Annotated in this window: 19 protein-coding genes; 3 read left to right on the top strand and 16 right to left on the bottom strand. The window is 49.6% G+C overall.

The window, feature by feature from the left end:
• Positions 1 to 14 precede the first annotated feature (14 nt).
• The 12 genes from MCG46_RS02880 to MCG46_RS02825 all read right to left on the bottom strand — a co-directional run bounded on the left by MCG46_RS02880 (position 15) and on the right by MCG46_RS02825 (position 16,027).
• Complete coding sequence (locus MCG46_RS02880) at positions 15 to 473, bottom strand: winged helix-turn-helix transcriptional regulator (protein ID WP_240277492.1); 459 nt, start codon at positions 471 to 473, stop codon at positions 15 to 17.
• Between the two features lie 353 nt (positions 474 to 826).
• Positions 827 to 2,806, bottom strand: a complete 1,980-nt coding sequence (locus MCG46_RS02875) for an alpha/beta hydrolase family protein (protein WP_240277491.1) — start codon at positions 2,804 to 2,806, stop codon at positions 827 to 829.
• A gap of 311 nt (positions 2,807 to 3,117) precedes the next feature.
• The gene (locus MCG46_RS02870; RefSeq protein ID WP_240277490.1) at positions 3,118 to 3,927 is read right to left on the bottom strand and encodes an HAD-IIB family hydrolase; all 810 of its coding nucleotides are present in this window, start codon (positions 3,925 to 3,927) and stop codon (positions 3,118 to 3,120) included.
• Between the two features lie 21 nt (positions 3,928 to 3,948).
• On the bottom strand, positions 3,949 to 5,316 hold the full coding sequence (locus MCG46_RS02865; RefSeq protein ID WP_240277489.1) for an MATE family efflux transporter: 1,368 nt from the start codon (positions 5,314 to 5,316) through the stop codon (positions 3,949 to 3,951).
• Between the two features lie 14 nt (positions 5,317 to 5,330).
• Positions 5,331 to 6,263, bottom strand: coding sequence for an AEC family transporter (locus tag MCG46_RS02860; RefSeq protein WP_240277488.1), 933 nt, complete (start codon positions 6,261 to 6,263; stop codon positions 5,331 to 5,333).
• A gap of 91 nt (positions 6,264 to 6,354) precedes the next feature.
• Positions 6,355 to 7,767, bottom strand: a complete 1,413-nt coding sequence (locus MCG46_RS02855; RefSeq protein ID WP_240277486.1) for a glycoside hydrolase family 1 protein — start codon at positions 7,765 to 7,767, stop codon at positions 6,355 to 6,357.
• 2 nt (positions 7,768 to 7,769) lie between these two features.
• A complete protein-coding gene (locus MCG46_RS02850) occupies positions 7,770 to 9,179 on the bottom strand; it encodes a glycoside hydrolase family 1 protein (RefSeq protein WP_020225089.1) in 1,410 nt (469 codons plus the stop codon).
• 144 nt (positions 9,180 to 9,323) lie between these two features.
• Positions 9,324 to 10,523 (bottom strand): MFS transporter, encoded by a 1,200-nt coding sequence (locus MCG46_RS02845; RefSeq protein ID WP_240277484.1) that lies wholly within the window; start codon positions 10,521 to 10,523, stop codon positions 9,324 to 9,326.
• A 17-nt stretch (positions 10,524 to 10,540) separates the two neighbouring features.
• The gene (locus tag MCG46_RS02840) at positions 10,541 to 11,602 is read right to left on the bottom strand and encodes an AbrB family transcriptional regulator (protein WP_240277482.1); all 1,062 of its coding nucleotides are present in this window, start codon (positions 11,600 to 11,602) and stop codon (positions 10,541 to 10,543) included.
• A gap of 60 nt (positions 11,603 to 11,662) precedes the next feature.
• Positions 11,663 to 13,120, bottom strand: a complete 1,458-nt coding sequence (locus MCG46_RS02835; protein WP_240277477.1) for a M81 family metallopeptidase — start codon at positions 13,118 to 13,120, stop codon at positions 11,663 to 11,665.
• 55 nt (positions 13,121 to 13,175) lie between these two features.
• On the bottom strand, positions 13,176 to 14,627 hold the full coding sequence (locus MCG46_RS02830; protein ID WP_240277475.1) for a M81 family metallopeptidase: 1,452 nt from the start codon (positions 14,625 to 14,627) through the stop codon (positions 13,176 to 13,178).
• Positions 14,624 to 16,027 carry an aminopeptidase P family N-terminal domain-containing protein gene (locus tag MCG46_RS02825; RefSeq protein WP_240277474.1) on the bottom strand — a complete coding sequence of 468 codons (1,404 nt, stop codon included), beginning with the start codon at positions 16,025 to 16,027 and terminating at the stop codon, positions 14,624 to 14,626. The genes MCG46_RS02830 and MCG46_RS02825 overlap by 4 nt, the downstream gene beginning before the upstream one ends.
• 95 nt (positions 16,028 to 16,122) lie before the next feature.
• On the opposite strand from MCG46_RS02825, the gene MCG46_RS19550 reads away from it, so the two are divergent.
• Complete coding sequence (locus MCG46_RS19550; protein WP_020225095.1) at positions 16,123 to 16,992, top strand: MurR/RpiR family transcriptional regulator; 870 nt, start codon at positions 16,123 to 16,125, stop codon at positions 16,990 to 16,992.
• Positions 16,993 to 17,035: 43 nt separating this feature from the next.
• On the opposite strand, the gene MCG46_RS02815 is transcribed toward MCG46_RS19550, so the two are convergent.
• The 4 genes from MCG46_RS02815 to MCG46_RS02800 form a co-directional block, all read right to left on the bottom strand.
• Complete coding sequence (locus MCG46_RS02815) at positions 17,036 to 18,487, bottom strand: M81 family metallopeptidase (protein WP_240277473.1); 1,452 nt, start codon at positions 18,485 to 18,487, stop codon at positions 17,036 to 17,038.
• Positions 18,488 to 18,678: 191 nt separating this feature from the next.
• The gene (locus tag MCG46_RS02810) at positions 18,679 to 20,067 is read right to left on the bottom strand and encodes a PTS transporter subunit EIIC (protein WP_240277472.1); all 1,389 of its coding nucleotides are present in this window, start codon (positions 20,065 to 20,067) and stop codon (positions 18,679 to 18,681) included.
• A gap of 343 nt (positions 20,068 to 20,410) precedes the next feature.
• Positions 20,411 to 21,238 carry a PRD domain-containing protein gene (locus MCG46_RS19545; RefSeq protein ID WP_240277471.1) on the bottom strand — a complete coding sequence of 276 codons (828 nt, stop codon included), beginning with the start codon at positions 21,236 to 21,238 and terminating at the stop codon, positions 20,411 to 20,413.
• A gap of 27 nt (positions 21,239 to 21,265) precedes the next feature.
• A complete protein-coding gene (locus MCG46_RS02800) occupies positions 21,266 to 21,709 on the bottom strand; it encodes a PTS sugar transporter subunit IIA (protein ID WP_020225099.1) in 444 nt (147 codons plus the stop codon).
• A gap of 843 nt (positions 21,710 to 22,552) precedes the next feature.
• Between MCG46_RS02800 and MCG46_RS02795 the strand changes: the two genes are divergently transcribed.
• Together MCG46_RS02795 and MCG46_RS02790 are read left to right on the top strand one after the other, a co-directional pair.
• Positions 22,553 to 23,269, top strand: a complete 717-nt coding sequence (locus MCG46_RS02795; RefSeq protein ID WP_020225101.1) for a LytR/AlgR family response regulator transcription factor — start codon at positions 22,553 to 22,555, stop codon at positions 23,267 to 23,269.
• Positions 23,270 to 23,274: 5 nt separating this feature from the next.
• Positions 23,275 to 24,624 carry an ATP-binding protein gene (locus MCG46_RS02790; RefSeq protein ID WP_020225102.1) on the top strand — a complete coding sequence of 450 codons (1,350 nt, stop codon included), beginning with the start codon at positions 23,275 to 23,277 and terminating at the stop codon, positions 24,622 to 24,624.
• Positions 24,625 to 24,635: the final 11 nt, after the last annotated feature.

The raw sequence follows: 24,635 nt of genomic DNA, 5'->3' as shown, positions 1-24,635 counted from the left end.
GAAACAACTGGTGTTCAGTTATTTATCTTCCAATAGCCTTTTCGGTCAGAGCCTATACGCTCGATGATACCTTTTTCTTTAAGCTGCTTTATCCTTTGTGCCACTGTTTTTCTGCTGATGCCCATTTTTTCAGAAAGTTTCGGCATTGTGTAGCCAGGATCTTCTGTCAGAAGTAACAACAACTCACGCTCGTTATCAGTCACCGGATCAGTCACCGGATCAGTCACCGGATCAGTCACCTTTACAGTCACCCTATCAGTCACCTTGCTGGAACGAATAACTCGATCCTCCGGTGCGATAAACTTAATCATAATATCACCAGGATTGATGGTATAGATAGGCTGCGGCACACCGTTATTTTTACAAACAGAGTAGATTTTCTCAATGCCTCGCCCCCAACTTTCAATAAAGCCTGCCAAGTAGAAAACATGAGCAATATTGGGATTGTACGAACTAGAGGCATGTTTGCGCATCAAATTTTCCAATGTCCAATTTTTCGGCAGACAACCACAGTTGCGATATACAGCTTATCCTCATATACTCTGATTTGAATAGGTACACCGGATTGATACAGCTACTGCTTGTGGTCATTGGACAGATCGATGATATTTCCGTCATGGTCAAAACCAAAATAAATTTTGCTGCCTTATGCGTTGGCATAACCGCAAATCCATTCTAAGTATTCGTCTTTCCACTTGCTTTTCCATTTAATATTCTGATTCTCAGGCATTGGTGTCATCATCCATAATAATATAAATACCATAGTCAGAAATGTTTCTATATAATATGCACTTCACTCAGCCAACTTTGGGATCATGGCACCTTTTTATTGTTTATAACACCACTGATCCAGCCAGCTTTGGATCTCAGATAAACGCCGCTGCCGTGCCTGAGGTTTCCCGCTGCGGCTTAATTCATGATTCTCCCCTTGAAAACAAACCATTCGCGTTTTGACTCCCAAATCAGTCAGAGCTGTAAACATCTGCAGTCCTTCCGACAACGAACACCGCCAGTCCTGATCACTGTGCAGAAACAGTGTCGGCGTCTGCACATTTCCAACGTAACGAATCGGCGATTGCTTATGGATCGCAGCTTGTCCCGCTTCACTCAAAGGCTCGGCCGCCAGCTGATCCCGCACGAAATAATAACCAAAATCACTCAGGCCGTAAATTGTCATAAAGTTAGCGATGGATCGCTGACTGACGGCACAGACAAATCGAGATGTATGGCCGATGATCCAGTTGACCATAAACCCGCCATAACTGCCGCCGCAGACCGCGATCCGTTGAGAATCAATCGCTGGAAAAGCCTGCAGCACAGCTGAGGTAAAATCCATTAAATTCTCGTAATCCTCATCCCCATAACGACCGCGGATATCCGCAAATTCATCAGTTCGGCCTACCGATCCAACGGGATTGCAGAAAAGCACAAAATAACCGGCGCTCGCCAACATCTGCATTTCATGATGGAATACTTCACCATAAGCCAGATTCGGGCCGCCATGGATCTGCAGTACCGCCGGATATTGCTGACGGGGATCATAGTTTATCGGAACCATAACCCAACCGTCAATTCTGCAGCCGCGTGAAGAAAAAGGAAAAGGCTGTGGTTGGGCAACATAACGGTCAAGCAGTGCCGCCTGATTCCAATCTTTTTCAGTTTTTAGCTTCTTTGTTTTTAAATCAACCGTATACAGAGCCTGCAGAGCGTTAGCCCGCTGGGCTATCAGCCACAGCGTCTGATTGTTAAAAGCAAAATCGTCAATGGATCCGTCAAAATCCAGGATCCTTTCCAGCTTTCCATCACAATCCAGACGAAATAACGGCGTCGTCCATCCCACGGTCATCGTAAAGTAAAGCTGATCTTGGACAACCTTAACTGCACTGCCGCTGTTTAACCGACAGTCAGATACAACTGAGCTTCCCAAAGGATGATCCAGTGATTTCAGAAGTCGGTATTGTTTCGTCTTTGGATTCAGAAGATAGAAATCCAGCGCTTCATTTTTCCCATAACGCTCCCCTTTTGTAGCCGCAAACACAAGGCTGTCCTTCAAAAAACAAGGTTCTTTGATCCGTCGGAAAACGCCCTCTTCAATCAACGTAGTTACTTCCTGCTTGACTGCATCATAACAGAAAAGACCTTCTTTCTGAGACGCTTTATACTTATAAGTCATTCCAGTAAACAAAACTTGATGATGATCGGGGCAGGCCGTCACACTGCCGCATTGAAACCCGGAAGAGGTGATCGGCTGATACTGCTGCGTCGTCCAGTCAGCCACAAACAACTGGTTTCGATGACAGCTGATGAAGCCACGGCCATTTGCACACCAGGGCAGCTCTTCCAAGACCATAACGTTTTCTTTATACGTGTTTCCTGTTGGGAAATTCGCTTCATCCTCCCCAACATTTTCATCCACCTCAGCTTTGACGATCAGCTGTGTGCCGCCTAAATAATGGGCTGAGGATACCGGAAACGGAAGAGAAAAGATCTCAGTCAGATCGCCGGTTTTCAATGAATAGGTTAAAAATTGAGTTTTCTTGGGATCACTCTGAAATGAAGTTGTTTCTGCGCTGGTTAAAAGTAAGGTGTCCGCATCCAAAAAGCAGACTAACCCAGGTTTCTTCAACTTCAGCCGTGTTTCCCACGCCTTTCCTTTTTTTATCATCAGTTCATGGCGGTAACGATTTTCCTGCAGTTCCATTTGGGAGCGAACACAGGCAATGACTTCTTCACGAAAAGGATTCATCGTTAATTTGGACAGGAAGCGGTAGTTATTCAGATCCATAGTTTGAATGGGTTTCATCATCACTTTCCTTCTTTCTGATCCTACTTTAACATCTTTTCTCGATCTGGAAAGAACCTGGACGCAGATCGAATAAAATTCTCAGCCTCCGCTTCTTTTCCTCTCTCAAATTGATTCATCGGATCCAAAAATTCTCTTATTTGTCTTTCTATTATGAAAAACATTATTGGAAACTGGCTGATTTCTGCGCAGAATAAAAGCAGGCTTACGCAAAAAGGGTTATCCTCAGTTCATCTCAATTCCGTTCAAAAAAGGCCTGTCCTGCTGCAGACAAGCCTTTTTATTCAGTTGTGAGTTCTCCGTTTTTTTCTTGATTAAGATCCCTGCTCCGCCTGCAGCTTGGCCATTTCCAGCTCCAGTGCCGCCGCAACGGAACGAACTGTCTGGACGGCCTTCTGCTGAATCTGCGGTTCTGCATCAGCCATGCAATAGCTCATCTTTACGACGTTAAACATGCCCACGTCATTCTCAGAATCGCCGATCACGATGACCTCACTCAACGGAACCTTGCAGCGTTCCGCTAATAAAGCCAGCGCCGCCGCTTTGGAACAATCCGGACGAATCACATCCAGATTGTCCCGATCCGAGCTGACGACATTCAGCTGTGAACCCAGTTTTAAACGCAGTGCCTGTTTTACGGCGTCGCGCTGATCCGGATGCAGAATGATGCCTAGATTGACAATTTCCGCATCCGGCAAAATCGTCGCCTCTTCCAAAGTCAGCGACTGGCGCAGAGAATTGCGGATTCGTTCAGGATAACCATACGGATAATGCTTTCTGTCGCTGCTGATCCAGCATCCCTGACAATTCATCTTGACTGTTCCATCGACGTCATGCGCTTTCAGCCAGTCCGCAAGTTCCAGAAAGACTTCCGCTTTGATCGTACGCAAGATTCGAGTTTGATCACTGAAAATCAGTTCTGCGCCATTGCCGCCCAGATAATCCACCGCAAACCCCAGATCCTCTGCGACCTTGGGATAAGACTGGTGAATCCGCACCGTTGCAACTGCAAACACATTGCCCGCTTCGCGCCAACGGCGAATCGCCGCGCGGTTTTCCTCACCGCTGTCCGTTACATTCGGCGGATACAGCGTACCGTCCAAATCAGAAACAAACACTTTCATCGCTCTGTCCTCTTTTCTTCATCACGATGTTTTCAGTTTCGGCGCAAGCAAGTGAATATACGGATGAGTGACAAAAGCATAGATCAGCTGCACCGTCATCAGACACCAGATCACCGGCTCGCAGAAAATCACCGCGAGATAGGCAAACTTGGGAATGAACAGGAAGGCAAACACGACCTTGCCTACCAGCTCGATCACACTGGAAACCAGCGGAATCATTTTCGCGCCTAAGCCCTGCAGGGCAAACCGCGTTTCCAAAAGCACCCCCAGCACTGCGTAAAACGGACCGACAACCTGCAGATACAGCGCGCCGTTATTCAGCACGACTGCTTCCTGGGATCCGGAAATCAGCTGAACAAGATCCTTCGCGAACAAACCGAGAATCACCGTGACCAACGCCGCCATCACAAAATCATAAATCACCGCGCAGCGCATTGCCTTTAGAATCCGTCCGCGCTGGTCGGCCCCGCGGTTCTGCGATACAAACGTTGAAATTGCCATTGCCATCGCTGAAAACGGCATGTTGAAAAACATAAACAGCTTGCGGGCAGCGGTATGTCCGGCAATGATCAGAGTTCCCAGATTGTTGATGCCATACTGCAGCACGACGGATCCGGCAGCGACAATGCTGCCCATGAAGCCCATGGACAGACCCTGACCGACCATCTCCGCATAGATTTCCCGGCCGATCTTGAAATGCCGTGACTGCGGAATCAAGGCCGGCGTTTTTTTCAGGATGTAAATCAGGCACAGCACCACGGAAATTCCCTGTGCGATGACCGTCGCGATCGCCGCACCTCCGACGCCCATATTCAGCTGGGCGATGAAGAAGATATCCAGTCCGATATTCAAGCACGAGGACAGAATCAGAAAGACCAGCGGCATAAAGCTGTTGCCAATCGCCCGCAGCAGTCCCGCACACAGATTATACGCAAACATCACAAGCGTAAAGCGCGTGATGATCGAAATATAGCTGAATGCTTCCGCAAGGATCTCCGGCGGGGTATCCAGCATTTTTAACAGCGGCATTAAAATGATCTCCGCTCCTACGGTTAATACCAGCGAAGTGACCAGTCCGATCACAATCGAAGCTGCAACCGACTTTTTCAGCAGCTCCTCATCCTGTGCCCCATAACTGCGGGCAGTGACAATCGCCAGTCCGTTGCCGATCCCCAGTGCAAATCCGATCAACAGATCATAAATCGCCGCGCAGGAACCAATCGCCGCCAGCGACAAATCTCCCAGCACATGTCCGACGATCATCGTATCCACGGTATTGTATAATTGCTGGAACACATTGGAAAAAAACAGCGGAATCGCAAATAAAAGCAGCGACTGAAAGATCGGTCCCCGAATCAGATCGACCTTGAACTGAAGTTTATTCGTCATGGAAAATTTCCCCCTTATCCCATGGACATTGTAACCGAAACCAGCACTAACGTAAATAAGGACAGCACCGTGGAGAAAAAGACACAGCGGCTGGTATAGCGGATGTTGCCGTTGTATTTGCGGCAGAAGATCGTTGCGGTGGAAGCCACCGGCGTGGCGTTGACCAGAACCGCGGCGATGATCTGCGGGGTACTGAGGCGCAGCGCAGCGCACACAAAGTAGGTTAGAAGCGGAGCGATGATCAGGCGGAACACACTGATTTCAACGATGTCCTTTGAAACATTCTCTTTTTCCGATCCGCTTTCCAGCAAGGTTGAGCCGACCAATAACAGCGCCAGCGGACTCATGCAGCCCGACAAGGAACTGAATACCGCGTCGATCCCTGCCGGTATTCCAAGCTGGGCAAGTTTGAAAAGAAATCCCAGGATCATCGCCAGGGTGATCGGATTGAAAAAGAACTTCTTCGCGATGGTCAACGCTCCGGCCGGTTTCCACCCCGTATTGAAATATTTTTCACCCGAAGAAAAGGACAGAATGCGCGTCGGTATCATAAAGATGTTGGCATACACAACGCCGGTGCTGCCACACAAGCCTTCGATCAAAGGCAGGCCGATCAGCGAACCGTTGGAAATCAACATCGAATACTGCGCAATCCGCCGCTTTTCCAACGACATGGACTTGGGCAGCAGACGCGACAGCGCCAGGACAAGCACGACGACGATGATCCCCGCCAGAACTAACAGAAAGCTCTTCTGCAGCATCGCGACTGAAACATTGCGGTAAAACGACAGAAAGATATTCACCGGCATGATCAGATTCAGAATCAATGTGGATAAAAATTCGTCGATGTGACCGTCAGTGATCTTCTGCTTTTTTAAAAGCGCGCCGAGGCCGAAAAAGATCAGGATCTGCATTTCAACATGAAACAGGACCGCAAGATCTAACATAACAATTCCCCCTGGTTTTCACTTTGGAAAAAGGCATCCGGCTGACCGCAAGAAACAACGCTGATCAGGGTCGGAATGCCTGTGTTGATAATTAAAGATCCTGATGATCCTGAATGAACTGCTTATACCAATAGTAGCTCTTTTTCGGCGTGCGCTTACGGGCTGGATCGTCATAATCAACCCGTACCAGACCATAGCGTTTCTTATAGCCATTGATCCAGGAATACAGATCCATCGTACTCCAGACGTAATAGCCTTTGACATTCACGCCATCCTGCTTCGCTTTGAGAATATAGTGCAGATAGTTGGATAAAAACTCAACCCGTTCGTCATCTTCCACAAACCCGTTTTCATCGGCGACATCATAACAGCCATGTCCGTTTTCGGTGACGTAAATCGGGATATCCCCATAGCGCCGCTTGCGTTCCATCAGCGTGTTGTACGCACATTCCGGAAAGATTTCCCGTCCCCAGTGATTCAGCTTGGTGTTGGGATCGCGGTCCGATTCAAACCAGCCGGCGATGGCCCGGGTTTCCCGCGCGGCCTGGGCAGATCCATCGTTGTTGCCGGCATTGTTGACAGTAAAGGCGGTTATCCCCGAAGTATTCGGCTTCACCAGCATGCGGCTGTAGATGTTCTGGCCGAGAAAGTCGATCGTATTGTCCTTCATCACAGCCAGGTCTTCTTCTTTGACAAAACTGAGGTCAATGCCGCGGGATTGAACAGCCGCGATCAGCTGCGGATCATATTCACCCTTGATCGCCGGATCCAGAATCCAGTCGTTGCAGAAGTAATTGCAGTATTTGACAGCTTCCTGATAGTCCGGCGTGTCCAAGAGCGCCGTCGCCGGGCCGCAGCCCTGCACGACGCCGATCTGCGCTTTCAGTCCCAGTTTGCGGAACTCGCGGATCGCTTTGGCCGTGCAGACCGCCATGTTGTAAGCACATTGACAATAGTGCTGCAGATTGGTCTCATTCGGCGGATAGTTGCCGACGCAATAGTTGCAGTAGGCATTGTGATTCGGTTCATTAATCGTGACGTACAGCGGAATCCGATCCCCATAATGGCGGAAAACCACCGCCGCGTAATAGGCAAATTCGTCTGCGACGCCTGGATAACACCAGCCGCCCTGAGCACCGATGTAGTCCGGCAGATCATAATGGACTAAGGTCACGTTGGGAACGACATGGTATTTCTCACAGGCATCCAACACCCGGTCATAAAAAGCCAGGCCTTTTTCATTGACAACCCGATCCGCCTTCGGCACGATCCGCGACCAGCTGATCGAGAAACGGAATGTGTTCTGTCCGCCTTCCGCCAGCATGCGGATGTCTTCCTCGACATGATGATAGAAATCACAGGAAACATCGCCGGTGATGCCGGTTGTATTCTTGTCGCTGTGGCAGAATTCATCCCAGATGCTGGCGCCTTTGCCATCCTCGTTCCAGGCCCCTTCGCATTGATAAGCGGCGGTTGCCGAACCCCATAAAAACTGCTCGGTCATCGTTAGTCCTCCGTATGTTCCTTGATGAAATCCCGGTACCAGTAGTAACTCTTCTTCGGAATCCGTTTCAGATCATGATCATAATCAATGTAGATCAGACCATAGCGCTTCTGATAACCGTTGATCCAGGAATAACAGTCGGTTGTTGACCAGGCGTAATAGCCCTTCACGTTGCAGCCTTCGTTCTGTGCTTTGATCAGCCATTCCAGATAGGACTTCAAAAATTCGATTCGTTCGTCGTCGTTGACTTCTCCGTTTTCATCCGGTTCTTCATATAAGGCATGACCGTTTTCCGTAATGTAGACTGGAATATCGCCATAATCCTTCTTGATGCCCATCAACATGTCATACACCGTCTTTGGATAAATTTCCCGGCTCCAGGCATTTTTCGGCGTGTTCGGATCCACGTCAGTCTGAAACCAGCCCTTGACGGTATAGCCTTCGATGGTTTTCTGTCCGGCGCCGACATTATTCGGATAGTAATTGGTTTCCCCAGATTCATACGGTTTGACCAGCGCGCGGGTGTAGCAGTTTTGACCTAAGAAATCAATCGTGTTGTGGGCGATGATATCGAGATCCTCCGGTTTGACAAAGGACAGATCAATCCCGCTTTCTTCCAGCAGCGGGAACAGATCCTCCGGGAACTTGCCCAGAATGGCCGGATCGGTGACCCACTTATTTTTAAACAGATCCCCGCGTCGTTGGGCAATCCGATATTCCGGAGTATCCTTCAAAATCTGAACAGTATTGGTTGTATGTACGATGCCGACCTGCGAGGTCAGATTGAGCTTGCGGAACTCCCGAATGGCTTTGGCATTGGCAACGACGAGATTGTAGCACACCTGCACCAACGTCTGAACGTTATGAATGTTCGGCGGATAGTTGCCGGTCAGATAGGAACAGTACGCGTTGTGCGTCGATTCATTGATCGTCACATACAGCGGGATCTCATTGCCGAACTGTTCAAAGACGACCTTGCAGTATTTGGCAAATTCATCGGAGAAGATCGGATTGGCATAACCGCCCAGATCTTCTAACCAGGCTGGGATGTCATAGTGCAGCAGCGTCACATTCGGCGTAATCCCGTTTTCACGGCATTCCTTCAGCACATCTTTATAAAAGGCAACGCCTTCCGGATTGACCTTGCCGCTTTGATCCGGCAGAATCCGCGTCCAGCTGATCGAAAAGCGCAGGGTATTGTGTCCGCCTTCCTTTAACAGCCGGATATCTTCCTTGTAGCGATGATAGAAATCCGCGGCGACATCGCCGGTGTAGCCTTTGACGTTCTTCGGGCCATGACAGAACTGATCCCAGTTGCTTTCGCCCTTGCCGCCTTCATTCCAGCCGCCTTCACATTGATAGGCCGCGCTGGCAGTTCCCCATAAGAAACCTTTTTTGACTTTTCCGTCCATTGTTTTCCTCCTTTCAGTCTTTTCGACTGAGTCTTTCTGCCCTTCATTATATTGCTTTTTCAGTGTTTTTTAAGGGCTTCAAAAAGCTTTGAATAAAATTCTCAAACCGGCTTTTGTCCTGCCTGTCCGGATGAGAAATTGTTGTCAATGAGCCGTGGTTTTCGGGTTGTTTAACAATCGGTTCAGGCCAAAGAACAGCCCCAGCGCGATCAAAGCATACGCGATCAGATAGCTGTAGGAAAGCGGGTAGCTTTGAGTTGCGGTAAACAGGGCGCTGAACAGCATCGTGCCTAAAAACGGACTGAACAGCGTATAGGTTCCCTGGATGCTGAAATTACTCGGATAATACTTCTTGCCGAAGGTGGTCAGGATGTAAGCGGAAGAAATCGTCGGCACCGCGCCGAAGCTGAGGCCGACAAAAATAAAGCTGACCGCTAACAGCGCTGTGCTGCCAAGGGTAAAGGCACAGTAGAGAATGATGACCGCGATGATAAACAGCGTCGTGGCGATCCCCATCGCTGTTTTCCGGCCGATCTTATCATAAATAATGCCGTAAAAGACGCGGCTGACGGAATTGAACAGCGAGATGATCATCGACAGCGTGGCCGCCATCGTCGCGCTGATGCCGAAGCTGATGCCGCAGCTGACCGCCGTGCCAGTCAGTGAACTGCAGCCGGCCAGCACCAGAACACTCCAGATAAAATACACATAGAAACGGGTGCTTTTCATCATCTGACCGGTCGATACCTGACCTTCTTCCTCCCCTTCCTCCAGCTTTCCCGCTTTGCGGACGACGCCGCGCGGGCGCACGATCAGCGACACGACCAGGGAAAGAACAAAGGCGATCAGTGCCAGCAGAAGCATCGCCGTCCGCCAGCCCAGACTTTCTATGATCAGCGAGGTCGGGACATTGAATACAAACGCCGTCAGTCCCGCTCCCATCACCAATACGCCGCTGGCTAAGCCTGGCTTATCGTTAAACCAGGTCATGACCGTCGTCAATAACGCTTTATACGCAAACCCGGCGCCAAGAGAAAACAGCACGCTGTAGCAGGCGTAGATCATCGCCACCTGATCCGCCCGGCTGGTCAGAAACAAACCCACGCCGATCATCAGACTGGCGATCAGCATGCTTGCGCGAAACGGAACGCGGTAATAAATAAAACCGCTCAGCACCCCACCGGCACAAAAACAGATCTGACAGACCGAGAAAACATTGGCGACACTGGCAGCTGAGACGTTCAGCTGAACACTGACGGCCGGAGAAAACACCGTCCAGTTATACATCAGTCCAAAGACGCACATCGCCAGTGAACCCAGACCTAAATAAAAATAACGTTTCATCTTCTACTCCCTCATTCTTATCCCCACAGCCGGATGAAGCCGAGGATCAGCGGCGGCATCACCGCCACCACATATGCCGCCCGCAGCACCTGAATCAAGGCGATCTGCGAAAGATCCGCTCCCAGATCGGCGGCGATCAACGACATGTCCGTTGCCCCGCCCGGCGCTGACGCAAACATCGCGGATTTCAGATCCAGCAGATGCCGATGTTTGCACAACAGGCTGTAGATCAGATTCACGGCCCAATAGCTCACTAACAGAATCCCCACCGGCACCAACGTCGAGGACAGACTGCCAAAGGTGGCCGCGGTGATGCTGACACCCACCAAGGAGCCCGCTAACAGCTGCGCGACATTCTTAATCTGAACGGGTACGGCGCAGACCGAGGTCGTACAGTTGAAGGCGACCACGCCGATCATCGGAAAGACCATCGACGCTGCCGGCAGACCGCTGGCATTGCCGATCATCCCCAAACCCAGGCTGAGCAATAAGGTAAAGGCAATCTTTCCGCTGCGATGGTGAATCAGGCGATCCAAAAATGTAATCCGCATTGGCTGCGGGATTTCTGTCTCCGCCGGTTTTTCCGCGTCGGGTTCATGGCGGGTCAGAAACTGAATCCAGTAAGGAAAAAACAACAGCACTCCAACCAGCCGTGAGGTCTGCATCATCGCCACCGTTCCGACGTCCGCGCCCATCTCCATCGCGATCAGCGAAATATCCGTCACCCCGCCGGCCACACAAGCCAGCAGCGCCGTCATCCAGTCCCAGCCGCACAGCTGCCGGATCACAATCCCGACAACAAACGTATTGACCGTCAGCAGAACTGCCAAAATCAGAAACGGGACGATCAGCGACTTGAGCCGACCTAAATCCGAACGGTTTATCTGCATGCCGATAAACGCCCCGGAAATCGCCTGGGCAAACACCTTAACGGCCAGCGGCAAAGCGGCGTAATCAAACAAAATATTCGTAAGCCCGACGGCGATCATACTGCCTAGCATCGCCGGTGCCGGCAGCTTCAGCCGCGCTGCGATTCTCCATCCCACAATTCCCGCCGCCAACGTCAGTAAAGCATTCATGAATCCATCCCCCTTTACAGAAAGCTTCCTGCCTCCGCAATCGGAAACAGGAAGCTGCGTTTAAATGTTGTCTAACGGATAAATCGGACGAATGACCTTCTTGTAGCTCAGCCGTTCTGTCCGCTGCATGCACGCCCCATCGGTCAGCGACATGACGTAATGCGAAGCCATCGCTTTCAATTCTGGGTACAGATAGCCCTGTTTGACGATGATCAGATCATACCCATCCAGATCCACATTCGCCTGTTCATACTGAGCCCGTTCCGCAAAGGAAACCGGATAGCTCTGAATCACCAGTGTCACCGGGCAGTCATCCAGCTTCACCGTCCAGCATGTGCCAACCACCTTCGGATCATGATAATGATTGTGCAGATCCCCAGTGGAAAGAATCGTACCGCTGACCGTGACCTTCGCCGACAACTCATCAATTTCCGGTCCAACCGCAAAGGTTACATGATCGCCGACATGCTGATGGACAAACACCTGTTCACACAGTTTTTTATCGGTGATCCCCGCTAACAGAATGGATTTGCCATGATAATCGGTTTCCGCCAGAACCTGCCGCAGTACGACGGTATTGCCGCCCGGCGCGCCGGCGGTAACGTTATCCCCGGAATCCGTCAAAAAGCAAGGCCGACCTTCGTGCTTCAGCATCGCTTCCCAAGCCGCTTCCGGCTCATCGGCATAGCCGGTGAAATGGAACTCCTTATGCCGCGCCCAGACAAAGTCATAGATCTCATCCGCTTTGCTTTGCGCATACGCTGCATCTTCCGGCTGATTCGGCACAACGACAACCGCCGCGCCGCACTTGGCGCTGTCATGACGCAGATAGCCGATGTGATAGGAACAGCTTAAAATCCGCGGATCAGCTTCAATTTGATCGAGCAGCTTGTTGATCGAAACCAGCGGTTCATCGGTTGAGACACACCGTTCCCCACCTAAGAGAATCGGAACTTTGCGGTAAACCGGATGGACTTCCCGGCGATTTTGAAGCAGATCGACTAGGCAGCGGAAAACATATTGATGGGCTTCCCTGCGATCGGTATGCGGACTGTGACGGAAGGTTCTCAGCACATTGAGTCGGTCAGCATATTCCTGATCGACATTGCCGTGCGGATCGCAGACGACCGCAATCGGCATGTACGGGCCAACGATTTTGCGGATTTCCTCAATGATCTTGTGATCACCGGATCCGCCTTCCAGGTCGATGACGTTGCTTGCCCCATGCAGGAAGAAAAACATGCCGTCCAGTTCGTGCTGATGGGCTTTGACCTTGCGCAGAAACTGCTTGAGAATATAATCAAAGGTATCGTAGGCAACCCGGCCAGCCCCGGCGCCATAGGCGAAAATTGCCGGAATCAGTTCAATTTGATTGGCCTGCAGTTCATCCTGCAGTTCATCCAGATACATGCGATGGGCGATATCCTCTCCCGTCTGAATGACGAAATCCTGAATTTCACAGGGTTTTGCGACATAAGCGTTGGATTCAGCGACTAAGCCGCCAATTAATATTTTCATATACTCCTCCTTGTGCGCACATCGTGGCGCAGCTCTCTTCATTCTGATCCTGATCTCAGATCGCATCCAGCGGGTAGATCGGACGGCTGACCTTTTTGTATATCAGCTTTTCAGTCCGCTGCATGCAGGCTCCGTCGGTCAAGGCCATGACATAGTTTGCCGCCATTGCTTTCAGCTCCGGATACAGATAGCCCTGTTTGACGATGATCAGATCATAGGTGTCTAAATCCACATGAGCTTTTTCATATTGAAGCCGTTCGGAAAAGGAAACCGGAGCGCTGGCAATCACTACGCTGACCGGCAGATCTTCCAGCTTGACCGTCCAGGCACTGCCGGCGACCGCTTCATCGCCATACCGCCGATGCAGATTCCCGACAGCCGCGACCGTTCCGCGGATTCTGACGGGCGCTGAATTGGAATCCAGCTGCGCACCGATTTCGACATCCACCTTCTCGCCGGCCTGAACATGAATCAACGTTTTAGCACAAAGCTCAGAATCGCAGATAGCCGCAAACAGGATCTGCTTGTTGTGAAAATCGGAAAGCGCAAGCACTTGTTTAAGCATCGTCGTGTTCACGCCTGGTGCGCCGGCGGTGACATTATCCCCGGAATCAGAAAGGAAACATGGCCGCCCGTCAAACTCAAGCATCGCCGCCAACGCCGCATCGGGTTCCGACGCGTTGCCGGTAAAATGAAACTCAGTATGGCGCTGCCAGACATAATCATAAATTTCTTCGGCTTTTTGTTCAGCATAGGCTTCATCTTCCGGCTGATTCGGCACGACGACTATCCCCGCCCCGCAGTGCTCGCTGTCATGGCGCAGATAGCCGATATGATAGGAACAGCACAGAATCCTCGGATCCACTTCAATCTGATCAAGCTTCTGATTGATCGAGCACAACGGTTCATCCGCCGAAACACAGCGTTCCCCGCCTAAGAGAATCGGAACCTTCCGATAAACCGGATGAATCGGACGCCGATCCTGTAATACATTTAAAAGGCACTGAAAGACAATCTGACTGGCTTGGTCCCGATCTGAATGCGGGGAATGGCGGAAGGTACGCAGCACCGTGCATTCATCGACATACTCCTGCGCCAGATTGCCGTGCGGATCGCATAGAACCGCAATCGGCAGATACGGTCCGACAATTTTGCGGATCGCGTGAAGCAGGAAATGATCGCCGGAGCCGCCCGGCAAATTCCGCACATGACTGGCGCCATGCAGAAACAGATAGATCCCATCCAGCTCTTCCTGATGAGCCTTTACAGCTTGGATGAATTTTTTCTGTAAATAGTCAAACGTGTCCTCATCCACGCAGCCGGCTGCCATGCAGCTGGCATGCAGCGAGGGGATCAGCTGAACGTCATGCGCCTCAGCCAGCTCGCGAATCGCCAGTTTGTCCGCCATGGCCGGACCGGTCAAAATCGTAAAGTCCTGAATTTCACAATCTTTCTGCACATAGGCGTTGGATTCCGCCAGCAGCGCTCCGATCAAAATCTTCTTCATTGCTGCTCCGTACCCGGCTTTAAAACAAAAGCACTATCCTTATTTAATAAGAACGGGCGAAGATAAGCCACGGTACTGCACATCGGCAAAACATCCTCGGACACCTCGATGCCCAGCTCGGATTTCAGATAAGCCCGGCGCTGCTGCATTCGTTCCCACATATCCGGATATTGTTTTTTGATTTCCTGTTTCAGCGGTTCATCAGCCAGCACAACCGTGCTTTCCGCGCTTGTGCCGGGATAGCCGGCCACCGACGGAATGATGTCGATCTGAAAGAGCATTCCGCTTTCCAGTTTTTCCTGACTGCCTTCATACACCGGTGAGGACATCCATTCCTCCTCAGCACTCAGATGCCCCGGACATAGTGACCAGCCGTATTGGGTCCGTGGCAGAACGGCTTCAATCGTATCAAACAGCGCGCCGCCGCACTGCCCAATGTGAATCGCCTGCAGCCAAGCGCAGTATGCTCTAAAGTACGGCCCCGCGACACGGTCAAGATAATCCTGCGTCGCTTCCGGCAGCTGCGCCGCTTCCTGAATTGCCAGACCGGAACGGCTGCTGGAGCCGCCGCGGTAACCGACGGTCAAAGCGATCGGATCGCCGAGCTTGACGGTGTTGGCGGTTGGAAACATGTTGGCCTGGACAAACCGCGGACCACTGGCCGCAATCGTAACGATGCTGGTATGCTGCCCGTTTCGCACCAGCGCATCGCCCAGCTCCAGTTCGCTGACGCCGATCTCCAGCTTGTCCATCGCATCCAGCACACAGTCGGAAGCCAAGGCCGCGGCATATTCATAATGTGCGATCTCATTGGCATTGTTGGTCGTGCGCACGCCCTGTTCACCGATGAACAGGTCGGTTTCATTGCTCAGCTGATCTTCGCCGACAATCGCCTTGACTGCATCGACGACGTATGAAGGAACATCATAGATTTTTTTGTTGTCCTCCAGACTGCTCGTAAACATTTTCCAGCCGACTAAGCCGGTGCGTTTTCCCGCCGCAATTCCCGCTTCCTCTAACAGCTGCTTCAATGTTTTATCGCTGCGGTTGGGCTGATTGGGCAGCGAGAACAAGCTCACATGCACTGCCGCTGCTTCAATTCGTGACTTGGATGCTTTGTTCAGATTTTCATTGCCCAGCACCAATGTGGCTTTGCCATCCGCGTTCAGCACCAGCAGCGCTTCTTCAAAGCGTGTGAAGTAGCCGACCAGATATTCAAAGTTGCCGCCGTGCTCAACATCGCCATAGATCACCAGCTGATCCAGACCGCGTTCCTGCATCTTTTTCAGGACTTTATCTTTACGCTGCTGAATCGTGGCATCGCTCAAGGCTACCGGGATCCCGGTACAGTCCTTCTGCGGCGCTTTAACCTGTTTTAAAACAACATTTCCTTTACCCATAAATTCTTTCTCCTTCTCTTTTTCGCAGCTTTTTTTCTTCCGTCTTTCTGATTAAAATGTGATATAGTGGAATTAACAGAAAAGGAAGATGTGCTGTGAATATTCTTAAAAAACTGGAAAACCTTGAAAATGTGACGCCCAACGAGCGAATTCTGATCGAAACGATTTTAAACGATCCGGAACGCTTCCTTGCCGCCAAGCCGAAAGAAATTGCCTCGCTGACCTACGTTTCCGTGCCAACGCTTTACCGCCTGATCAACAAGCTGGGCTTAAGCGGCGTTAACGATCTGAAGCTGCAGCTGCAGGATGCGCTGCATACCGAAACGGAAACAGCGGTGGAAAGCTTTGACTTTCCGATCTCACCGACCGATACGGTCAACGAAATCCAGCAGCACTTAAAGGACGTGTATGCCCAGACGATTGACGATACGCTGAAGCTTTCCGATCAACAGGTTTTAGTCGAGGTGTCGCAGCTGATGCAGAAGGCCGCTCATATCGACGTTTACGCCTCAGCCGGCAATCTCTTTTTTGCCCAGAACTTTGCGTTTCAGATGCAGGAAATCAACGTCAGCGTCCATGTTCCGGAAGCGGAATACATGCAGAAGCTCTCGGCCGGCAATGCCGACGCCACACATCTGTCCATCGTGATTTCCTTTGGCGGACGGGGCGGTTCGATGAACACGGTCTGTCAGATTTTAAGCGATAATCAATCGCCGATCGTGCTGATTACCTCAACGCAGAAAAATCCGCTAACCCGCTTTGCGAAATACCGCATCTTCATGTCGTCGTATGAAAATCACTATCAGAAGATTTCTTCCTTCTCCACTCGGCTGACTCTGCTTTACATTCTGGATACGCTGTATTCGATCTATTTCCGGCTCAACTACCAAACGCTGTTAGACCGCAAGCTGTCCACTTACGAAAAGATTCATCGGCGGTTAAACCGCCGGGAACCCGAAATTTAAAAGGGAGGTTGGGCAGCGGTGAAATTCACCGCTGCACTTTTGTTTATATCTGGTCGACAGGAAACATCGGACGCATAATTCGTTTAAATGGAATCGAAGCCGTATCCTGCGGCGTCGCGCCGTCGGTTAAAGACATCACATAGCCCTTCGCCTGTTCTTTGAGATACGGGAAGATGTAGCCTTGTTTAACGACGGTGATATCGTAATTCATCCAGTCCGCTCCCGCCTTTTCAAACTGAATGGCATGGGCATAAGACTGGCGGTGATTGGCGATGATGATGTCGATCGTTGTCCCTTCGACATGCACCAGCACGCATTTGCCGAAGGTTTTGACGATATCCTCGCTGCCGATGCCGATCGGCCGGACAATTTCGCCTTTGGCCTTCACGCTCACCTTCAGCGCAACCTTTTCCGACATTGCATCATAACCCATTCCCAATTCGATCTGAGCTGTTTCCCCGATCGCTGTGGTTTCCAGCTGATCGACGGTCTTCGGATCGCAGATCGAAGCGAACAGAATCGATTTATTCAAATTCTTCTCGGCTAATACCTGCCGCAGAATAAAGGTATTCCAGCCGGTAGCCCCGGAGGTGGTGTTGTCGCCGGAATCTGTGATTACAAACGGCCTGCCGTCAAACTCCAGCGCCATCTGCAGCGCCGCCTCCGGCTTGGCTGTCGTGCCGGTATAATGGAACTCATGCCGCTTGTCCCAGACATACGCCGCCAGCTGATCGGCGATTGTTTCGGCATATTGCTGATCGGCTTCGGTTGCCGGAACTACGACAATGCCGCAGCCTGCGACATCGCAGTCGTGCCGGATATAGCCGACATGCCACGAACAGCTCAGGATTCTCGGATCTTTTTCCAGTTCGTTCATATACGCATTGATCGACCGTACCGGCTCATCCGCGGAGACGCTCTGTTCCCCGCCTAAAATCATCGGCAGCTTGCGGTAGACAGAATGAATATTCTGCCGGTTCTTGACTAAATCAATCGCCATCTGCGCCATTTTCCGCCAAGTATCACGGGAATCTGTATGCGGTGATTCCCGGTAGCTGCGGATTGCGGTTGTCGCATGCACATATTCTTCACACAGGTTGCCATGCGGATCGCAGGCGACCGTGATCGGAATATACGGTCCAACTAGTTCGCGGATTGTCTTTAAAATATGATGATCCCCGGAGCCTAAGTCCTCGACTTCACTGGCGCCGTGAAGCATCAGGTAAATTCCGTCGATTTCATGCAGATGTTCCTTTACGGCATTGACGAAACAAGCCTCGATATAATCAAACGTGTGGCGTTTGATCACCCCGGAAGCTCCGGAAACGGCATAGACGGACGGAATGATTTCAATTCCGGCGTTTTCAAAGAGATCTCCGACCTGCATCTTTTCAATCAGCTCATCACCGAAAGCAATATCGAAGGTCGTGATTTCATCCTTCACTGGAATGTTGGCATTGGCTTCATTAATAAACTGTCCAATTAATATTTTCATAACTCACCTTTAAGGGCTGCCCCTTAATCCTTTCCTTTTCTTCAATCCCGTAAAACAAAATCGCTTTAAATCCCCCTGTTTTGAAACAGCAACATGGAAACAGTTCTGATTCTGATCCCGCATTTCTTGAAACAGGCTTATAGAATTTCTGCCGGAATGATGCATTCCGGCAGAAATCAAATGACTAAATGTTAGTGAACTGCCTTTTTCGCGTCGCGGCTGAGAATAATCTTCGTAGCGACGAAGGAAACAATCGTTGCAATCGCGGCGACCAAAATAGCGATGAAGACATAGTATAATCCGCCGTTTTGATCAACGAAGAACAACAGTGTCAGATAGCCTGGACAGCCGCCCTGAACAAAGGTTCTCAATCCGAAGATGCCCGCGACCAAACCTGCCGAAAGGGCTCCGATTGCCGTACCGATCAACGCCTTCGGACGGGACAGCAGCGCGCCGTAGAAGGCCGGTTCGGTAACGCCGCACAACGCGGTAACACCGAAGGAAGCGATCATGCCCTTCTGTGCCTTGTTGTCCTTGATCGTCGTCGCCACAGCCAGAGCGGTGCCGCCGATGCAGATGTTGGAAACAAAGCCCATAACGCCGGTTACCGAGTTGTAGCCGAGGTTGGCAATCAATTCAATACCGATTGGGGACAGACCTTTATCCAGACCGAACATAACCATGTATGGATAGATCGCGGACAGGATTGGCTGCGCAATAAAGCCGAGGGTGTTGGTCAGCCAGATACAGAAGGCGGCGATGTAGCCGGACAGCTGGTTGCCTAACGGACCTAAAACAATCAAAGTTACCGGAACGACGATGATCATCGTTAACAGCGGTGTTAAGAAGAACGTTAAGGCTTCCGGAATGATCTTTTTCAGTACCTTCTGCACATAGTACATAAAGAACACGCCCAGCACGATCGGAATGACGGTCGAGCTGTAGGAAACCTGCGGAATGCCGATACCGAAGAAATCCGTTACCGTTCCCGTTCCAAAACGCGGAGCAATCAGGGTTGCACCTAAGAAGGCACCCATGATCGGCTGCATTTTCAGCTGAGAAGCTAAGGTATAGCCGACATAGACCGGCAGGAAGGCAAAGCCGGCATCGAAGATCATCAGCATCAGCTGGGCTGTGCCGCTGTCGACGCCCATACCGAAGTAGTTGACCAGCAGGTTCTTCATCGCTAAGATCATACCGCCGGTAATCATTGCCGGAACAACCGGCATGAAGATCGGGGCGACGAAGTTGCCGAACTTATTCAGATAGTACATGGCGTTTTTCGGTCCGGTTTCTTCCTCTTCTTCCACCGCGACAGCGCCGCCTTCTTTCCATCCGGAAATTTCCAGGAATTCCTCATAGGCATCATGGACGCCCGGGCCGATAATCAGCTGAACCTGCTTGTCTTTGTTGACTAAGCCGGCGGATCCCGGAAGATCTTTTAAACCTTCTTCATTGACAAGACTCTTGCGGGCATAGCTGATCCGCAGCCGAGTCGCGCAGTGTGTGACGTGCGTGATATTCTCAACGCCGCCTAAGCTTTCCAGAGCTTTTCTGGATAACTCTTCATATTTCCCCATATTGGTAATTTCTCCTTTCAAATCTAACGCTAAGTTCAAGCTTGAAAATGATCGGACTGATCCATGCGGTACAATCAGGATCGATTTTCCTGCGATCTTTGCAGTTCTCTGCCTCGCTGGTCGGTACGGTCATCGCTTTGATCGCCGTCCGCTTCCTCATCCCTTTTAGCGTTGGTTTTACGGTCTGCCCTTTTCGTTCCGAATTCCGCCTGCCGTCTATAGCCGGCTAGGCAGACAGGCCAGCTGAGCCTGTCAGAAGTAGGAAGCAGCCCGTTTCAGCCGCCAATCATTTTTCAAATTTATTTATTACACAGACCGTTTCCCAGATCTGGCAATAACCCGTTTATTCCGTCAGCCGGATCAGATGAATCATAATGTACAGTTTTTCATCGGTGCTGACTTCGTAGTGATAACGTTCTTGGATCCGCTCGGCGATTCGCTCGATGCACGCCGTTTCCCGCGGATGGGTGTTTTCAAAAACACGATAGGTGCTCAGATTCATATCGGACTTCGTACTGAGATATTCGTTATTCACCACCCGCTGAGCAAAGAAGCGGCAATGCGTGATGAATCGGTCGCACTGACCATTTTCCGGTTCAAGCTGGAAATCTTCCCGGACGATATTTAGAATCTCGTCGATCACCGCGGTGATTTCATACATCTGCTGCATGTTGGAATCCAGTTCGGCGTTGATGATGTGCAGGGCGATGAAGCTGGCCTCGCCATCGTCAATCTGAATCTTCAATTTCTGCCGCAGCAGTTCCGTCACTTTTAAGCCGAGCCGGTATTCTTCTTTATACAGCGACTTGACATTCAGCAGCAGCGTCGTATCAAAGACGATGCCCATTTTGATCCGTTCAATCATATTGGCAATGTGATCTGTCAGCGTAACATAGATGGAATCATTGATCCGCTTATTGGACTGTGTCTTGATATAATCAATGATTTCTTCTGAAACCATAATCGTTTTATATGGGACTTCCTGAGCCAGCTTCTTGAATTTCTGACCGACGTCATCCTGAAGCTCAAACTTCTTTTCAATTCGGCCTTCTACTACTTTGCTTCCGCGAGACATCCCGAAAGCTATTCCCCGGCCAACTAAAATGATCTCATCACCCACTTCGTTTTCCGAGAGGATGACATTGTTATTGTAAATCTGTTTGATGATCACAGAGCCACCTCGCTTTCAGCGCATGCTTCACGCTTCGATTTCAAATAAAGCTTCGCCGGGTTTTACCGTTCCTTTGCTTTTCAGCAGCTTTACTTTGTGGTTGATTGCCAGAATCGGCACGATCGTATCGCAGCCCTTTTCTTTGATATAATTCCAATCCACAATGGTCAGCAGATCTCCGGGCTGAACGTGATCCCCAACCTGAACCTGAGTGTCAAACGGCGTACCGTTAAGCATGACCGTATCAATCCCGATGTGCAGCAGAATTTCATTGCCGCCCTCGGTTTTAATCCCAATTGCGTGCTGCGTTTCATACACCATCGTAATTTCACCAGCAACCGGACTGTAAATTTCACGGGCTTCCGGCTGGACTGCCATGCCATCCCCCAGCATTCGCTGAGAGAACATCTCATCCTGAACCTGATCCAAATTCACGGCTTTTCCTGCCAGCGGGCTATAACAGATTTCCATCGTATACCTCCTTGGAAAATAGAAAAAACCAATTTGCAGAGAAGACATAAAAGTCCTCTTGCAAATTGGTTTTGCTTGTTTTATTGAACAATAACAATCCAATTACACCGTCATTGTAAGCGATATCATCCGTCGTTGTCAACAACAAATTTTACTTTTTTTTGCTTTCGATTCCTGTCGGATTTCCCCGTTAGGACTTCATAGGTAAGAATAAACGCAACGATATTATTGCTTAAAAATAATGAATCCAAGAAACGAACCGCGGCCTCCTTTCCCACTCGATCGCCCCTTTTCCCAAGTCTTTTATTTATTAAGGGTGGACAGACACCTGTATTCCTTCACCATCAATTTTGATCTTCCTCCCATTTTCATTGCTTAAAAATTTTATCTTAATATCGCTGTATTTTTTATCATAATCCATTCATTTTTTTCGTTTTTTCCAAAGTGAAAAAATTTGAAATGAATGGCCAGCCCCTCAGTGAAAATCTTTTTCTTTCGTTTTTCGTTTAATGTCCGCTGTCAGTCAATCCGCCTTTGTTTCCACAACTATTTCAACCAATAGGCAAAACTTTCGCCTAGGGCAAAAAGTTCGATTTCATTGGCTGGGAAGCAGTCATTCTTTTCTTCAAGCGGCAACTGTTCTTCTCTAGGATTTCGGTTATTCTTCCATTCTCACTGCTGAATGAAAAATTCGTGATTCTTTAATAATTTATAGTCAAATTATTTATAAAATTAAATTTGTTTCAAAAATCTGCTATAATAAAGAAAATCAAGGAAATCGAACAATTTATTCCCTTATCCCGGAGCTTTACGCTTGCAAGCGGATCGAAAGGAGCACTCATTATGAAAATTGCAGTTATCGATGACTCAGCCGCAGATCGGAAGCTGCTGTCTGAAAAAATTCAAAATTTCTGCCTGCGCGAATCCCTGATCTATGAGATCCGTCTTTTTCCTTCTGGCAGTGAATTTCTGCAAGCTTCACACGGGGATTGGGACATCATTTTCCTCGATATTTTTATGAATGAGATTGACGGAATGACACTGGCCCGGACCTTGCGCCAGAACAATATCAATTCATTAATTATTTTCACAACATCCAGTCCTGATTATGCGGTTGAGAGTTACGATGTGCAGGCTTTCCATTATCTTTTAAAGCCGATCCCTCAGGACAAGCTGGACCATGTCATGCGGCTGAGTGAAAAATCGATTCGTTCCCGCAATCATTACATCGACGTCAAAGAAGGCCGGATTATGGCACGGATTTTGGTTCGCGACATCATGTATACAGATTACTATAATCATTACATTCAAATTCACACGGCAAATCGGATGGTTAAAACCTATATGTCCTTTGCGGAATTCTCCCCGCTGCTTTTAAAATACAAGCAGTTTATCAGCCCTTACCGCAACTGTATGATCAATATGGATTATGTCCTGCAGATGGATGATCATTATTTTCTAATGAAAGACCAGGTCCAGATTCCGATCAATCGCACACGCAAAGCGGAAATCCGGCAGGCTTATGCCGATTATTCGTTTAAGCGCCTGAACGAGGGGTAAGCATCATGTCCATTCTGGATTATTTTTTAAGCTTGGGCACCCGGCTGGCGCCCTATTTGTTTTTGATTTTAATCCCGTTCCGAAAGCATCTGCGCTGTTCTTTTGGCCGCGGCATTTTATATGCGTTGGTGTTTTATTTAGCGACTACACTAAGCGTTTGTTTTTTAGGTGAAACCTACGGATTAGATTCTATATGGATGTTTTCATTCACATGTTTCTTTCTCGTATTCTGTCTCTTTCTTGCCTATCGGGTTCTGCGTACCTCGCTGCGCAAGCTGTTGTTTCTGATCTTGTTGATAGAAAATTATTCGGATATCGTTTTGATGTTTTCAGAGATTTTAGAAGCTCACCTCACCCCCTGGCTGGTCGGACTTTCAGCCGTCGCTTCCATCTCTCTGTGCCGGATTGTGATTTTCACGATCAGCGTGCCGTTGATCTGGTACTTCCTTGTTCATCAGGTACTGCCGGTATGGGAACATGAAGACACACCGGAAATCTGGAGTATGCTGTGGCTGATTCCGGCAGCGTTCTATCTAATTTATCGGCTGGGCTTCACGTCTTCGCTGGCGGTTCTCAACACGGAAATTACCTGGCCGCTGTTGTTGGCTATTGTGTGGACTGCCGGAACCTTTCTCTCCTATTATGCGACGCTGAGCATGATCAACTTCAGTGAAGAAAAGCAGCAGCTCCAGCAGCAGCTGCAGGTTCAGGAATATCAGGCGCTGATTCGGGATAAACAAGCGGAACGCCTGGCTGCCAGCATCACCAGTACACGCCAGACCCGCCATGATCTGCATCATTATCTTTTAACCTTAAAAACCTACATGGATCAAGGAGAAACAGATAAACTGCGAACGTCGCTGAATCAGTTTATCAGTACCTTTGAGTCCTCGGTTAAAACTCCAGTCTGCGAAAATCTGTTATTCAGCGCCATTGTGCGGTATTACATGGATATGGCTGAAGAAAATGGAATCGCGTTCACCACGTCAATCGTCCTGCCGTCAGCCTTGATGATCCGGGATACCGACCTGACGGTCATCTTAGGCAATATTTTAGAAAATGCCATGGAAGCCTGTCTGCGTCAAAAAGCAGGAGAACTGCAGTTTATTGAAGTAAAAAGCCAGATGCAGGGTGAAAATGGATTGGTACTGCAGTGCCGCAACAGCTATAACGGCCAAATCCGGAAGCAGGACGATATTTTTCTGTCATCGAAGCGGGAAGGGGAGGGCATTGGTTTATCTTCCATTCAGTCCTTATGCGCAAAATATCATGGAATTTTAAAAATTACTCCCAACGAGCATGTCTTTACTGTCAATCTCCTGTTAAATCTGCCGACAGATTCCCTTCCAGCCTGAGTCTGTTGTCT

It is taken from the genome of Holdemania massiliensis (assembly GCF_022440805.1).
Classification (GTDB): domain Bacteria; phylum Bacillota_I; class Bacilli_A; order Erysipelotrichales; family Erysipelotrichaceae; genus Holdemania; species Holdemania massiliensis_A.
The sequence above is the reverse complement of the archived record's forward strand: the minus strand, read 5'-3'. Positions and strand labels throughout refer to the sequence as shown.